Source organism: Mycetocola sp. JXN-3 (assembly GCF_014522285.1).
GTDB classification, from domain to species: domain Bacteria; phylum Actinomycetota; class Actinomycetes; order Actinomycetales; family Microbacteriaceae; genus Mycetocola; species Mycetocola saprophilus.
Map to the genome: position 1 here is coordinate 2,183,146 of NZ_CP041635.1, position 14,317 is coordinate 2,197,462.

The 14,317-nt window shown below is 66.0% G+C and carries 12 protein-coding genes; 1 reads left to right on the forward strand and 11 read right to left on the reverse strand.

Annotated features, from left to right (window positions below; genetic code table 11):
• Positions 1-102: 102 nt before the first annotated feature.
• From C7C57_RS09980 to C7C57_RS10030, 11 genes are all read right to left on the reverse strand, one after another.
• Positions 103-336 carry a hypothetical protein gene (locus tag C7C57_RS09980; RefSeq protein WP_030143204.1) on the reverse strand — a complete coding sequence of 78 codons (234 nt, stop codon included), beginning with the start codon at positions 334-336 and terminating at the stop codon, positions 103-105.
• A gap of 145 nt (positions 337-481) precedes the next feature.
• Positions 482-2,071, reverse strand: coding sequence for an ABC-F family ATP-binding cassette domain-containing protein (locus C7C57_RS09985; protein WP_187976291.1), 1,590 nt, complete (start codon positions 2,069-2,071; stop codon positions 482-484).
• A gap of 63 nt (positions 2,072-2,134) precedes the next feature.
• On the reverse strand, positions 2,135-3,136 hold the full coding sequence (locus C7C57_RS09990; RefSeq protein WP_187976292.1) for an N-acetylglucosamine kinase: 1,002 nt from the start codon (positions 3,134-3,136) through the stop codon (positions 2,135-2,137).
• Positions 3,133-4,389 (reverse strand): 6-phospho-beta-glucosidase, encoded by a 1,257-nt coding sequence (locus C7C57_RS09995; protein WP_030143196.1) that lies wholly within the window; start codon positions 4,387-4,389, stop codon positions 3,133-3,135. Before C7C57_RS09995 ends, C7C57_RS09990 begins: the two co-directional genes overlap by 4 nt.
• A gap of 36 nt (positions 4,390-4,425) precedes the next feature.
• Complete coding sequence (locus tag C7C57_RS10000) at positions 4,426-5,577, reverse strand: ROK family protein (RefSeq protein ID WP_187976293.1); 1,152 nt, start codon at positions 5,575-5,577, stop codon at positions 4,426-4,428.
• Positions 5,574-6,428 carry an ABC transporter ATP-binding protein gene (locus C7C57_RS10005; protein WP_187976294.1) on the reverse strand — a complete coding sequence of 285 codons (855 nt, stop codon included), beginning with the start codon at positions 6,426-6,428 and terminating at the stop codon, positions 5,574-5,576. The genes C7C57_RS10000 and C7C57_RS10005 overlap by 4 nt, the downstream gene beginning before the upstream one ends.
• Positions 6,425-7,306 (reverse strand): ABC transporter ATP-binding protein, encoded by an 882-nt coding sequence (locus C7C57_RS10010; protein WP_030143193.1) that lies wholly within the window; start codon positions 7,304-7,306, stop codon positions 6,425-6,427. Before C7C57_RS10010 ends, C7C57_RS10005 begins: the two co-directional genes overlap by 4 nt.
• A complete protein-coding gene (locus C7C57_RS10015) occupies positions 7,303-8,322 on the reverse strand; it encodes an ABC transporter permease (protein ID WP_030143192.1) in 1,020 nt (339 codons plus the stop codon). Before C7C57_RS10015 ends, C7C57_RS10010 begins: the two co-directional genes overlap by 4 nt.
• Entirely contained in the window at positions 8,315-9,319 is a 1,005-nt protein-coding gene (locus tag C7C57_RS10020) for an ABC transporter permease (protein WP_030143191.1), read from the reverse strand. Before C7C57_RS10020 ends, C7C57_RS10015 begins: the two co-directional genes overlap by 8 nt.
• A 46-nt stretch (positions 9,320-9,365) precedes the next feature.
• Positions 9,366-11,036 carry an ABC transporter substrate-binding protein gene (locus C7C57_RS10025; protein ID WP_030143190.1) on the reverse strand — a complete coding sequence of 557 codons (1,671 nt, stop codon included), beginning with the start codon at positions 11,034-11,036 and terminating at the stop codon, positions 9,366-9,368.
• 213 nt (positions 11,037-11,249) lie between these two features.
• Positions 11,250-12,914 (reverse strand): ABC transporter substrate-binding protein, encoded by a 1,665-nt coding sequence (locus C7C57_RS10030; RefSeq protein ID WP_187976295.1) that lies wholly within the window; start codon positions 12,912-12,914, stop codon positions 11,250-11,252.
• A gap of 270 nt (positions 12,915-13,184) precedes the next feature.
• On the opposite strand from C7C57_RS10030, the gene C7C57_RS10035 reads away from it, so the two are divergent.
• The gene (locus tag C7C57_RS10035; protein ID WP_187976296.1) at positions 13,185-14,222 is read left to right on the forward strand and encodes a zinc-dependent alcohol dehydrogenase family protein; all 1,038 of its coding nucleotides are present in this window, start codon (positions 13,185-13,187) and stop codon (positions 14,220-14,222) included.
• Positions 14,223-14,317 lie beyond the last annotated feature (95 nt).

Sequence of the window (14,317 nt, forward strand, 5' to 3'; positions counted from 1 at the left end):
GTGCCCGGCCGGTGCCGGGTACTCCGGTTCGGTGCGGTTGCAAATGGGCACGATAAACACGGGGTTCATCGCGCCCGTGTGGGTGCGGGTGGCAGCCGGCGTCTAGTCCGGTGCGTCCAGCGAGGTCAGGTCGTCATCATCGCGCTCGGGTTCCCCCAGGCGGCGACTTGGCTCCTGTCCGTCCTCCTCGAAGGCATCGGCGAGTTCGTGCTCGTTGGGCTCGGCGGGCCGACCGTCGGGTCCGCCGCCGTGCGGGTTGTGACGGTTGTTCGATTCTGCCGGGCCGGATCCGGTATCGGGATTATCGCGGCGCGGGCTGGTGGGATGTGTGTTCATAAGAAACGGAACAACTCCAAGGCCCCGGATGGGCCGCAGGGTTGATCCGTCTGGATCACCTCCTGTTCCCCCCACGCTATCAATCACACGTGTGAGGTCAAGGGGGCGGCGCACATTCACCGGAAGCGCACCGCGTGGCCCAGCCCTACGCCGAACGTACCTCGACCGCGCCCGGTGCCGCGCCCTCGGCCCCGAAGACCAGCATGCGGGTGGCCACCTTATCGGTGAAGAAGCGGTCGTGGCTGACCACCACCACGGCACCCGGGAAGTGGATCAGCGCCCGCTCCATGACCTGGGTGCTGGCCAGGTCCAGGTGGTTGGTCGGCTCATCCAGCAGCAGCACCGAGGCTCCCGAGAGCAGACACTGCGCCATCGCCACGCGAGCCCGCTGACCACCGGAGAGTTCGCGGATGCGCTTCTTCTGGTCGGCCTCGGAGAACTGGAACATGGTCAGGAAGCGGCCCACCGACTTGCGGGTTGCGCGCAGCGCCAGGCTGTCGGGCATCGCGCCGACGGCGTGGGCCACGGTGTCCTCGGGGTCGAGCTCGTCCAGCACCCGGTTATACGAGATGGTGCGCACGCCCCCGGCCCAGGCGGCCTCGCCGCGGTCGGCCTTTTCCTCGCCGGTGAGCACCTTCAGCAGGGTGGATTTTCCGCTACCATTGGCCCCGATCACCACGATCCGGTGCCCACGGCGAATCTCAAACTCCACATCCTGGAACAGGGTGCGCTCACCGTAGGACTTGCTCAGGTCGGCGACCCGACACAGCACTTCCTTGACGTGCAGTCCCCCGTAGATGTCGGTGAGGATCTCATCCACCGGGCGCGGGGCGCGGGACTTCTTGATCCCCGCGAGCTGCTTTCCCAGCCCCTTGCCGCCGGCCTTGGCGGCCTCGCGACGGTCGGCAATCCCCTCGGCCTCGAACGCCAGCAGCTCGGCCTCATGCTGATACTGCTGTTCCAGGGTCTTCAACCGGAACTGCTTCTGCACCACGTATTCGGCGAAGTTTCCCGCGTACTCGTGCAGGTGATAGTTCTCGACCTCGATGATGCGGGTGGCCACCGCGTCGAGGAACGTGCGGTCGTGGGAGACGATGATCGCCGCCCCGCGGAAGGTGCGGAACCAGGTTTCCAGCCACTCCACACCGGCCACATCGAGGAAGTTGGTGGGCTCATCCAGCAGCAGCACATCGGGCTCTTCGAGCAGGATCTTTGCCAGGGCCGCGCGGTTGCGCCAACCGCCGGAGAGCGAATCGATCGGGATGCTGCGGTGGGCCTCGGAGAAGCCCAGAACGCTCAGCGCCCGCTCGATCTTGCGGGTGTAGTCCCAGCCGTCGATGCGTTCCATCTCGGCGAAGAGTTCGGCCTGACGCTCGATCAGGGCATCAAGATCGCCCATCGGATCGGCGGCGATGGACGCGTCGATCCCGGCCAACTCGGCCTCCACCGCGTGCACGTGGCCAAACAGACCATCCAGCACCTCGGTGATCGTCGCGGTCCCATCCAGCTCGGAGAACTGCGAGAAGTAGCCGATCTTGATGTCGGGATCCAGGGTCACGGTGCCCGCGTCGGGATGCACCTGCTCCAGGATCAGCTTCAGCAGCGTGGTTTTTCCCGAGCCGTTCCGACCGATCAGACCGATCCGATCCCCGGCGTCCAGCTTGAGGAACGCCTCCCGCAGGATCTGTGCGTTTTCATAGCGGACGTGGACGTCGTTCAGCCGAACCAGGCTCATGCGGGGTGCTCCTCGGGGTGCGGACGCACGGCGTGTGCGTCCGCACCCAGTTTAGGCGTGAACCTAGGGCTTGACCGCCCCCAGCTGTGCCCGCGCGTGTGCCAGTACCGCGGTGTCGGCACCGGCGTCGGCCAGGGCCAGCAGACCCGCACCGAGGACCGGCGGCGCATCCACGATCACCAGTTCGGCGCGGGCCGCGGTTTTGGCCAGGCCCGCACGCGTGCGTGCCAGCAGCAGCGGATCGCGCGAACGGGCCACGCCGCCGCCGATCACCACCTGCACGGCCTCGTCCGCCAGGTCGAGGTCGTTGATGCAGGCCCGGGCGTAGGCCACGATCTCATCGGCCTGACGTTCCACCACCGAGATGGCGACCGGGTCGCCGGCGGCGGCGGTGGACATCATCAGCGGCGACAGGCTCGACAGCATCGAGTACGGTCGGCGCCCGAAGTGGATATCCTCGGTCACCTCGCGCACGCTGCCCGCCCCGGTGGCCGCCAGCAGTGCACCCACCAGGAGCGTTTTGGGTCCGCGACCGTCCTCGGCCCGGGCGGCATGCCAGAGCACGTCGCTGCCGAGGCTTCCGCCGCCACCCCAGTCCCCCGAGATTCCGCCGAGCGCGGTGAACCGGTAGCTCTCTCCGTCGGCCCGCAGACCGATCGCGTTCATGCCGGTACCCACCACGATCGCCACCGCATTGGGGGCATCGCTGCCCGCGCGCAGCAGCGCAAACAGGTCGTTATCCAGCAGCAGGTTGGATCCGGCCCAGGCCTTATCCTTGACCGCCTCGCGATAATCGGCGATCTCCTGGGGCAGATCCAGCCCCGACAGGTACAGGCTCGTCTGCACGAGTGCGGACGGGTCGATCCCCTCCAGGACCGCCGTCATCACCGAGTCCACGGTCCGAACGGACGCGGCCAATCCCTCAACCTGCGGACTGGACCCGCCCCGACGGGCGTGCGCAATCAGCTCGCCCTTCAGGTTCAGCAGGACCGCATCCGTCTTCGAGCCGCCGCCGTCTACGGCGACCACATATCGGGCCGAGGGGTCGGCCGAGAGGGGACTCACGCCCACTCCAGGAACGAGGCATTGGCGGCCATCAGCCGGTCCGTAAGCTTCTCGGCACGATCGTGCTGGAGCACCAGCGGGTGGGCGCGCATCGCCCGCAGCACGCGGTCGCGGCCACCGTTGATCGCCGCGTCCAGCGCCAGGCGCTCATAGCCGGCCACCGCCGAGATCAGACCCGAAATGTCATCCGGCAGCGCGTCGATGGGCTCGGCCACAAACTTGCCGTCGATGTACTTGGCCGGAACCTCGATCACGTGGTCGTCGGGCAGGAAGGGCAGGCTGCCATCGTTGCGCAGGTTGACCACACGCGAGATGTCCTGGTCGCCGCGCATCAGCGCGAGGACCTGCACCGCGGCCTCGGAGTAGAACGCGCCGCCGCGCTTTTCCAGGATCGCCGGCTTGGTGTCCACGCTCTCATCGGCGTAGATGCCCAGCAGCTCATTCTCGATGGCCCGCACCGCGGCCGCACGCGACTCGTTGTGCAGCTGCTCGTGCAGCACCTCATCATGCGCGTAGTAGTAGCGCAGGTAGTAGGAGGGCACCACGCCGAGCTGGCTGAGGAGGGCGGCGGGGAGCTCCACCTCGTCCGCGAGCTCCCCGACGGTGTTCTGGAGCAGCCCCGGCAGACGGTCCTGACCGTCCACGCGGATGCTACGCTCCCAGGTCAGGTGGTTGAGGCCGACGTGGCCGAGCTCAACCTTGTCCGGCTCCACACCCAGGGTGTTGGCGAAGCGGCGCTGGAATCCGATGGCCACGTTGCACAGACCAACGGCGCGGTGGCCGGCCTGCAGCAGGGCCCGGGTGACGATGCCCACGGGGTTGGTGAAGTCGACGATCCAGGCGTCGGGCTTGGCGTACTTCTTCACGGTGTCGGCGATGCTCAGCACCAGCGGAACCGTGCGCAGCGCCTTGGCCAGGCCGCCGGGACCCGTGGTCTCCTGGCCGATGCAGCCCACCTCGTGGGGCCAGGTCTCATCGGATTCGCGGGCATCCTGCCCGCCGACCCGCAGCTGGATCAGGACCGCGTCGGCACCCTCGACACCGGCGATCAGGTCGGTGGTGGCCAGCAGCTTGGCCGGGTGGCCGGCGCGGGCAAGCATCCGGCGCGAAACACCGGAGACCAGCTCCAGGCGGCGCGGATCGGTGTCCACCAGTGCGATTTCGGTGAGCGGCAGGACGTCGCGCAGCCGGGAGAATCCGTCGATCAGTTCGGGGGTGTAGGTCGACCCACCGCCAACAATGGCGAGTTTCATGAGGTTTCCGTTCGTCTAAATAAAAAGAGTAAAGATCTAACCAACCAGGATCCGCGCCTCGAGGCGCTGACGGATCTGGTCTACAAGGAGTTGCCGCGCGCCCCAGAGCACCGCCGAGGGTCCGGTGAGGCTCGTGCGTACGGCGAGTTCGGGGTGGGCATCACTCGTGATGCCCCGTGCTACCCGGGTGGCAAAGGCGTCTCCGCCGGCCACGCCGGTGGGTCCGCCGAGGACCACGAGGGCCGGGTCCAGGACCGCGAGCACCGGGTCCAGGGCGAGGGCCACGCGATCAGCCAGGGCCTCCAACGCCTCCGGGTTCTCGCCCAGTCCGCGCACGGCCTCGGCGTAGTCGCCGGTGCGGGGCAGGCCCAGCAGTTCCAGTACCGCGGGGCCACCCAGCAGGTCGGTAGTGTCGGCGGGTTCTCCGGTGTCCGGGCGAATCGCCGCCAGGTAGCCGATCTCGCCCGCGCCGCCGGCCGCGCCGCGGTGCAGCACGCCGCCCAGGTCGACCCCGACACCGAGGCCCTCGCCGAGCCACAGCAGGGCGAAACTACTCGCGTCCTGTGCGGCGCCGGCGGCGCGTTCGGCCATCGTGGCCAGGTTCACATCGTTTTCCAGGGTGATGTCGATGCCCAGCGCCGTCTCGATCCGCTCCCGCGAACCGGTCGCGGGCCAGCCCGGCAGGGTGTCGCTCAGCGAGAGTCGGTCGCGTTCGCGCCACACCGCCGCCTGTACCCCGACCGCGACCGCGGCCACGGCATCCACCGAGACCCCGGCGGCCGCGCAGGCAGCGTCGATCGCCGCGCGAATGTCGCCCTCGGGCGAGCGCTGCCGCCCGGCCAGGGGAATCTTGGCGATGGGGTGTTCGGTGCCGATGGCATCCACCAGCACGGCCTCCAGGAACCCCGCGTGCATGCTCACCGCTACGCCGGTGATCCGATCCGCCCGCACCCCGTAGGACACGGCGGTCGGGCCGCGGCTCCCCGAGACCTCCCCGACCGGGGCGATCAGCTCGGCGCCCTCCAGGCGCGCCAGCATCTGCCCCGCGGTGGGCTTGGACATCCCCGACAGCTCACCCAGCTGCGCCCGCGTGAGCGGACCGTGGGTCAGCAGCAGGTGCAGCGCGGTGCGGTCGTTCTGTACCCGCAGCCAGGTGGATGTCCCCGGATCGATGTGTGTTTGTGTCATGTCGTTATCCCCTCCGCACGGACCTCGGCGCGCAGCTGCCCGAGTCGATCGGGATCAGCGGCGGCTTCTAGCAGGGTACGCGTGTATTCGTGCTGGGGGTTCAAAATGACGGAGTCGGGCTCGCCGCGCTCCACAATCTTGCCGCGATACATGACCATGATCTCGTCGGAGAAGTGCCGGGCTGTGGCCAGGTCGTGGGTGATGTAGAGCACACCCAGTCCCTCGCTGCGCTGCAGTTCGGCGAGCAGGTTCAGCACGCCCAGCCGGATCGAAACGTCCAGCATCGACACCGGCTCATCGGCCACGATGTAGGTCGCCCCCGGAGCCAGGGCCCGGGCGATGGCCACCCGCTGACGCTGTCCACCGGAAAGCTCATGCGGACGGCGGTCGGCATAGCGCGAGGCCGGGGTCAGCTGCACCCGCTCCAGCAGCTCATACGCCCGCTCCTTGATCTGCTTGGAGGAGAGGTGCGGGTGATGAATGCGCAGCGGACGCTCCACGTGATGCAGGATCGTGTGGAACGGGTTGAGCGAGGCAAACGGGTCCTGGAAGACCATCTGCACCTTCGAGCGGTAGCGCTCCAGGGCGCGGCCCCGCGTGGGAGCGGGGGCTCCGTCGAGCAGAACCTGTCCCCCGGTGGCGTTTTCCAGCCGCGAGATGATCCGCGCGACGGTGGACTTGCCCGATCCGCTCTCCCCCACCAGGGCGATGGTACGTCCGGGTTCGAGGGCGAAGGACACGTCCGAGACCGCGTGCAGCACGTTGCGCTTGAAACCCGAGCGCAGCGTGTAGTCGCGCTTGAGGTTTTTGATTTCCAGGGTCGAGGGACCGTTGGGCTTGGCGTGACTCATGCGATACCTCCGGACTGGGCGGGAGCCTTGGCTGGCGTTTCCCCGTGGCCGAGGCGAACAAAGTCGCCCCGCTCGCCACGCAGGCTGGGGAAGCTGGCCAGCAGCTTCTGGGTGTACTCGTGCTGCGGGTCGTGATAGATCTTCTCGGCGTCGTCGAGTTCCACGATCGCCCCGTCCCGCATGATCGCGATCCGGTCGCTGATCTCGATCAGCAGCGGCAGGTCGTGGGTGATGAAGATCACCGCGAAGCCAAGCCGCTCGCGCAGCCGCATGATCTCGCGGATGATTCCGCGCTGCACCACCACATCCAGTGCGGTGGTGGGCTCGTCCATGATCATGACCTGCGGGTTGAGCGCGAGGGCCATGGCGATCATGATGCGCTGCCGCATACCGCCGGAGAGCTCGTGCGGGAACGCCCCGAGTCGGTTGGGGTCCACCCCGACCAGCTCGAGCAGTTCCGCCGAGCGCTCGCGACGCTGGGCCTTGCGCATTCCCGGACGGTGGGTGATGAACACATCCTCCAGCTGGGCCTGGACGGTCATCACCGGGTTCAGCGAGTTCATCGAACCCTGGAACACCATCGAGACCTTGTCCCAGCGGAAGCGGCGCAGCCCCTCACCGGAGAGACCCACCACGTTGATGTCGGTGCCGTCCACGTCGTGGAATTCCACGTCGCCGCCGGTCATGACCGCGGGTGCCTTGAGCAGGCGGTTTAGCCCGTAGGCGAACGTGGTCTTTCCGCAGCCGGATTCTCCGGCAAGCCCGAGGATTTCCCCGCGGTGCAGGGTCAGGGACACATCCTTGACGGCCTGCACGGGCGGGTCAACCTCATAGGTAATGCTCACGCCGTGGGCGGTGAGGACCGGTGTGGCACTCATGCGATCGCTCCGTTTTCGCTGACGCTACGACCCTCGCGGTTGGCCTTGCGCTGGTTGCGCGCGGCCTGCGGTGCGAGGCGCAGCTTGGGGTTGACGATCTCATCGATCGCGAAGTTAATCAGGGACAGTCCGGTCCCCAGCAGGGCGATCAGCGCCCCCGGCGGAATGAACCACCACCAGGCCTGGCTGCCCACGGCCTGCCCGGTCTGGGCGTCGTTGAGCATGGTGCCCAGGGTGATCGATCCGGTCGGGCCCAGTCCCAGGTAGGACAGGCCGGCCTCGCCGAGGATCGCGAAGATCACACCGAAGATCAGCTGGGCCGCCAGCAGCGGCACCAGGTTCGGCAGGATCTCCACAAAGATGACCCGCAGCGGACGCTCGCCGGCCACCCGCGAGGCGGCGACATAGTCACGCATCCGCAGCGACTTCGCGGTGGCGCGCAGCACCACGGCGGATCCAGCCCAGCCGGTGATGCCCAGCACGATGGCCACCAGGAACGAGCTTCGGGCAAACGGCCCCAGCCCCTCGGTGTTCTGCACGTAGGCGGCGATGACCATGACCAGCGGCAGACCGGGGATCACCAGCATGATGTTGGTGAGCAGGGTCAGGATCTCATCCACCACCCCGCCGAAGTATCCGGCCAGGACACCAAACAGGATGGCCAGCAGCAGGGCCAGCGCCCCGGCGACCACGCCCACAAACAGCGAGCCGCGGGTACCCCAGGCGAGCTGGGCGAAAACGTCGTAGCCGAGCTTGGTGGTGCCGAGGATGTGTCCATCCCCCGGCGGCAGCAACGCGTCGTTACCGGAGAAGCGCGGGTCCTGGACAAAGAACGGTGCCAGGATTCCAAACAGTGCGATGACCACCACGATGATGATGCCGGTCAGCAGCTTGCCGGAAATTCGCGGCAGCGGCCGACGCTTGCGGTCGTTCTTGGCGATCCGAATCGTCGCGAGGGTGGAGGTGGGGGTGGGTCCGGTACGAACCGGGACCTCGGGCGTCGTGTTGTCAGCCACGGTGTCTCACTCTCGGGTCAATAAATCCGTAAATCATTTCCATCAGGAAGTTCGCCGCGAGCACCGCTAGGGTGATCACCAGGAACACGCCCTGCATCAGCGAATAGTCCAGGCCCTGCACCGACTGGATCATCAGCTTGCCAATACCCGGGTAGCTGAACACCTGCTCGGTCACGATGGATCCGGCGACCACGAAGCCCAGCGCGATTCCGAAGCCGGCCAGGCTCGGAATCACCGCGTTGCGGGCGGCGTAGCGGGTGCGGATCCGGCTCGGGGTGAGGCCCTTGGCCTCGGCGGTGACCACATAGTCCTCGGACATGGTCTGCACCATCATGTTGCGCATGCCCAGCAACCAGCCGCCCACCGAGGAAATCACGATGGTGATGGCGGGCAGAATCGCATGGACCACGGTGCTGCCGAAGAAGGCCCAGCTCCACTCGGGCCCGCCGGGGAAGTCAAAGACGTCGTATCCGCCGATGATGGGCAAGACACCCAACTGGACGGAGAGGACGGCGACCAGCACGAGTGCCAGCCAGAAATACGGGATGGACTGCAGGAAGGTGGTGGCCGGAACCAGGTGGTCCACCCAGGTTCCACGCTTCCAGCCCACCCAGGCGCCGGCCACAATGCCGAGCACGAAGGAGAGCACGGTGGCGACGCCGACCAGAATAACGGTCCAGGGCAGCGCCGCCCCGATCAGCTCGATGACCGGGGCCGGATACCGCGTCGAGGAGATCCCCAAATCTCCCTGCAGAATCCGACCCCAGTACGCGATGTACTGGTCCCAGAAGGTCATCCCCTTTTCAGCACCGAGCATCGAGGTGATCCCCCGAATGGTTTCCTCGGAGAGGGGCCTGCCTCCGTTTGCACGCCGGAGCTTCCCCAGCATGATCGCGGCCGGGTCACCCGGCAACAACCGTGGCAGAAGGAAGTTGAGCGAAACCGCAGCCCAGAGCGTGATGACGTAGAACAGGATTCGTCGAACATAAAAAACCACGTTCAACCCCCCTTTACTTGTGTGGTGATGGCCATGGGACCCATTCCTACTTCGCGGGCTTCAGGTGAGTGAGAACGATAGCCGAGGCGGTGGACAGGTAGGGCAGCGGTGCCGCGTACAGGTCCTTCTCACTCGGCCATCCGGTGTAGTCCTTGGTGTTGAAGAACGCCTGGCTGGCGTTCAGCACCACGGGGATATAGGGCAGATCGCGGGCGATCTCGGTCTGGATCTTGGCGTAGGCGTCCTTCTTAATGGCCTCGTCCTCGGTGGCGGCTGCCACCTTCACCTCGGCATCCACGATCGGGTTGCTGTAACGGGCGTAGTTGACACCCTTGACCGGCTGCTCCCCCACCTTGGCGGTGGCCGGGGTCGAGAAGTAACGGTCGTAGGTCGAGTACGGGTCCGCCACCAGCGACTGGGTCACGCCGTAGAGTGCCATCTGGAAGTTACCGTTCGCCAGCGGGGTCCAGTATTCGGCCTCGGAGACGGTGCGGTTGTTGATGCGGATGCCGGCCTTTGCCGCCTGCTCGCTGATCAGCTTGGCCGCGTCGTTGTAGTCGGTCCAGCCGTCCGGGGAGAACAGGTCGATCTCGAACGACTTGCCGTCCTTACCGTAGAATCCGTCGGATCCCTTGGTGTAGCCGGCGGCCTCGAGGATGCCGTCGGCCTCGGTAATGTTGGGCTCCTGCGGGCTCTTGGCGAGGTCCGGGCTGGAGAGCCACTTCTCGTCGCGCGGAAGCAGGGCGAACGAGGGTGAGGCGATGCCGGAGAGTCCGGCGAACGCCTTGTCGCTGATCGCCGAGCGGTCGATGGCCACGTTGATCGCCTGGCGCACGGCCGGGTCGGTCTGTGCGCCGGTGCAGCCCAGCTCCACCGAGGAGCAGGTGAGCATCGTGGTGGGGTCCTGCTGCTGGTTGAGGGTCGAGATCCGGCCGTCCTTGGTGATCGCGTCGGGGTTGGCGATGAACTGACCCACCCAGTCGATCTTGCCGGTCTTCAGCAGGTCCTCGGAGGACTGGTTGGAGTCGATACCGATAACCTGCACGGTCTTGACCGCCGGGGCACCATCACGGTACTCGGGGTTCGCCTCGACCGTGTAGGCCGCGTCGCTGAAGGACTTCAGGACGTAGGGTCCCGAGCCCACGGGCTTGGGGTTGGTCTCGGTGGTGTAGTCCTTAATGTCCTTCCAGATGTGCTCCGGAATGATCCAGGTGGAACCCAGGATCAGCGAGGCGGCGGTGAACTTGGGGACCGAGTAGGTGAGGACAACGGTGGTGTCATCGGTGGCTTCTACCGAAACCATCTCGGGGTCTTTGTTGGGACCGTAGCCGAAGGTGAAGGCGACGTCCTTGGCGGTGAGGGCTGTTCCATCGGACCACTTCTGATCGGCTTTGATCTTGATCGTCAGGACGGTGCCATCTTCGCTGTACTCGTACTTGTCGCCGATCAGGCCGGTGGCCGGGTCTGCGGAGAGCTGGTTGAAGAAGAACAGGGGCTCGTAAATCGGGCCGAACGTGAAGTGGGCGGCGGTGTCCACGGAGAACGGGTTGAAGTTGTTGTTGATGGGGGTCATCGATCCCGACCAGACCCGCAGCGGTCGGTCGGATCCGCCGGATCCGCCCTCTCCGTTGCTGGCACACCCGGTCAGGGTGAGTGCGAGTGCTGCCGCACCGGCGGCGAACATCATGCCTAGTCGTTTGCGTCGACTCGTGGCCATAGTAAAACCTCTTCTCATGAGCGTTAGAGCTGGATGGTGAAAGGTGTTGCTCGACAGCATCCTTGCTGTCTGTTCTCAGGAGATTATAGGAAAAGGGGTTTCTAGTAAAGCACTTTCTTGTTTATTTCTGGTCACGATTATGTTTCGCAATCACCCTTGTGTGTTCATCATGTTTCCGGAGCGGCCCCGCACCCGCGGGTGCGGGGCCCGCCACTACTTCGCCGGCCTCAGCCGGGACAACACCACCCCCGAAGCCGTGGCCAGGTAGGGCAACGGTGCCGCGTAGGGCCGCGAATCGCCGGGCCAACCGGTGAAATCGCGGGTATTGAAAAACGCCATGCTCGCGTTGAGGACCACCGGGATATACGGCAGGTCACGCGCGATCTCGGTCTGAATGCGGGCGTAGGCGCCCTTCTTGATTCCATCATCCTGGGTCGCCCCGGCCTCCGCCACCGCCGTGTCCACGATGGGGTTGCTGTAGCGCGCCAGATTCAGACCCGTGGCCGGCGGCTGGCCGACCGGCGCCGTGGAGGCGGTCGCGAAGAAGCGCTCGTAGTTCGAATACGGGTCGGCGACCAGGGACTGCGGTGCACCGTACAGCGCCATCTGGAAGTTTCCGTTGGTGGTCGGGGTCCAGTACTCGGCCAGGGACACCGTGCGATTCTTGATCCGGATTCCCGCGGTCTCCGCCTGTTCGCTGATCAGCTTGGCCGCGTCGTTATAGTCGGTCCATCCATCCGGGGAGAACAGATCGATCTCGATCGACTTCCCCTCCTTGGCAAACACCCCGTCGGCACCCCGAACATAACCGGCGGCCTCCAGAATCGATCCGGCCTCGGCCGCATTGGCCTTCTGCGGGCTGGTTTCAAGTTTCGGATCCGTCACCCACTTCTTATCCCGCGGCAGCAGCGCGAACGAGGGGGACACCACGCCCGACTGGCCGGCAAATGCCTTGGACCCGATCTCGCCGCGGTCGATGGCCACGTTGATGGCTCGGCGCACGGCCGGATCGGTTTGCGGTCCGGTACATCCCAGCTCGGTCGAGGAGCACGTGAGCAGGACCGTCGGATCCTGCTGCTGATTGAGGCTCGAAATGGTTCCGCCCGAGGTGATCGATTTGGGGTTGGCGATGAACTGCCCGGCCCAGTCGATCTTGCCCGTCTTCAAGAGATCTTCCGCCGACTGGTTGGAATCGATCGCGATGTTCTGCACGGTCTTCACCGCGGGAGCCCCGTCGCGGAAGTTCGGATTGGCCTCGACGGTGTACGACGCATCGGTCGCATTTTTCAGCACATAGGGTCCCGAACCGATCGGCTTTTGGTTGGTCTCGGTGGCGAAGTCGGTGATGCTCGACCAGATGCGCTCGGGGATGATCCACGTCGCCCCCAGGATCTGAGGTGCCGCGGTGAACTGCGGCACCGCATAGGAGAGCACCACGGTCGTGTCGCCCTCGGCCACCGCCGACACCAACTTCTCGGACTTATTGGAGCCGTATCCAAACGAGAACGCCACATCCTGCGCCGTGAGCGGCGTTCCATCGGACCACTTCTGATCGGGTTTAATCGCCACGGTCAGCACCGTCCCATCGGCGTTGAACTCATAGGAGTCGCCGATCAGACCGGTGGGTTTTTCATCGGCGAGCTGGTTGAAGAAGAACAGCGGTTCGTAGATCACGCCGTAGGTGAAGTGGGCGGCCTGGCCCGGCGCAAACGGGTTGAAGTTATTGGCGATCGGCGAGGTAGCCCCCGACCAGACGCGGAGCGGGCGGTCGGCCCCCGCCTTGCCTCCCCCGCCGTCGGCGCACCCGCTGAGCAGCAGCGCCGCCGCGGCAACCACCGCCATCAGAGCTGCGAACTTCCTCCTGCGTCTTGTCGACATGGACGGTCCCTCTTTTCTCGAGCTTCATTGCCGGAAGGGCCCACGCCTCGATGCAAAGACCCTGCGGGCGACACTACGAAACTCCCCGCTCGCGGTATAGCGGTCCGGTGTTATCCGAGGGCATCGTTGCCCGCAATCTCGGGAAAATCCTGCGCAAACCCGTTCGGGCGCACTTGCGGACATTCAGGACAGGCTTCGTGTTTTGCGCGGTTCGCGGTCTAATGGAGGAGGTGCCTCCCGCGAGGAGACCGCGACACAAAAGGAGCAATCATGCGCGCAACGATTATTCATGGAGCCGGCGATGTTCGGGTCGAGACCGTTCCCGACCCCGTCATCCTCGAACCCACCGACGCCATTGTCCGCATCGTCCGCGCGTGTATCTGTGGCTCGGATCTGCACCCCTTCCACAACAAGCCGGCGGGAAGCGACCCGCGTGCGATCGGCCACGAGTTCATCGGCGTGGTCGAAGACACCGGCTCGGCCGTGCGGACCGTATCCCGCGGCGACTTCGTGATCGCTCCCTTTGTGTGGTCGGACGGTACCTGCGAATTCTGCCGCGAGGGCCTGTTTACCTCGTGCCTGCACGGCGGCGACTGGGGCGATGAGAACGTGGGCGGCGGCCAGGGCGAGGCCACCCGGGTCCCCCAGGCCGACGGAACCCTGATCCCGGTTCCCGGCATCACCGAGGACTCCGATCTGCTCCCCTCCCTGCTTACTCTGTCCGATGTCTACGGCACCGGCTATCACGCGGCGATCACCGCGGGCGTGCGCCCGGGCGAGACCGTCGTGGTCATCGGCGACGGCGCCGTGGGACTGCTCGCGGTCCTCTCGGCCAAGCAGCTGGGTGCCGAGAAGATCATCCTGATGGGACGCCACGAGGCCCGCACCAACCTGGGCCGCGAGTTCGGGGCCACCGACGTGGTGTCCGCCCGCGGCGAGGAGGGCATCGCCCAGGTGCGCGAGCTCTCGGGCGGCCAAGGTGCCCACCGCGTCCTGGAGGCCGTGGGCTTCCTCCCCGCGTATGAGCAGGCACTCGGAGTGGTCCGTCCCGGCGGCGCGATCAGCCGCGTGGGTGTGCCCCAGTATGTCGAGGCCCCCGCGGGCCGCGTGCTCTTCCGCCCGAACGTGACCCTGACCGGCGGCGTCGCACCGGTCCGCAAGTACATCGACACGCTCCTGCCGCTGGTGCTGGATGGCACCGTCAACCCGGGTCGTGTCTTTGATATGACCGTCTCGATCGAGGATGTTCCCTCGGGCTATGTGGCCATGGACGAGCGCCGCGCGCTCAAGGTCCTGGTCAAGCCGTAGATATATAGCATGTCGTCGTCCAGACTCCTAGAGACTGGACGACGACTGCAAACCCGCTGACAACTCAAAATTTGACTGTAAATTCTCAACGGATT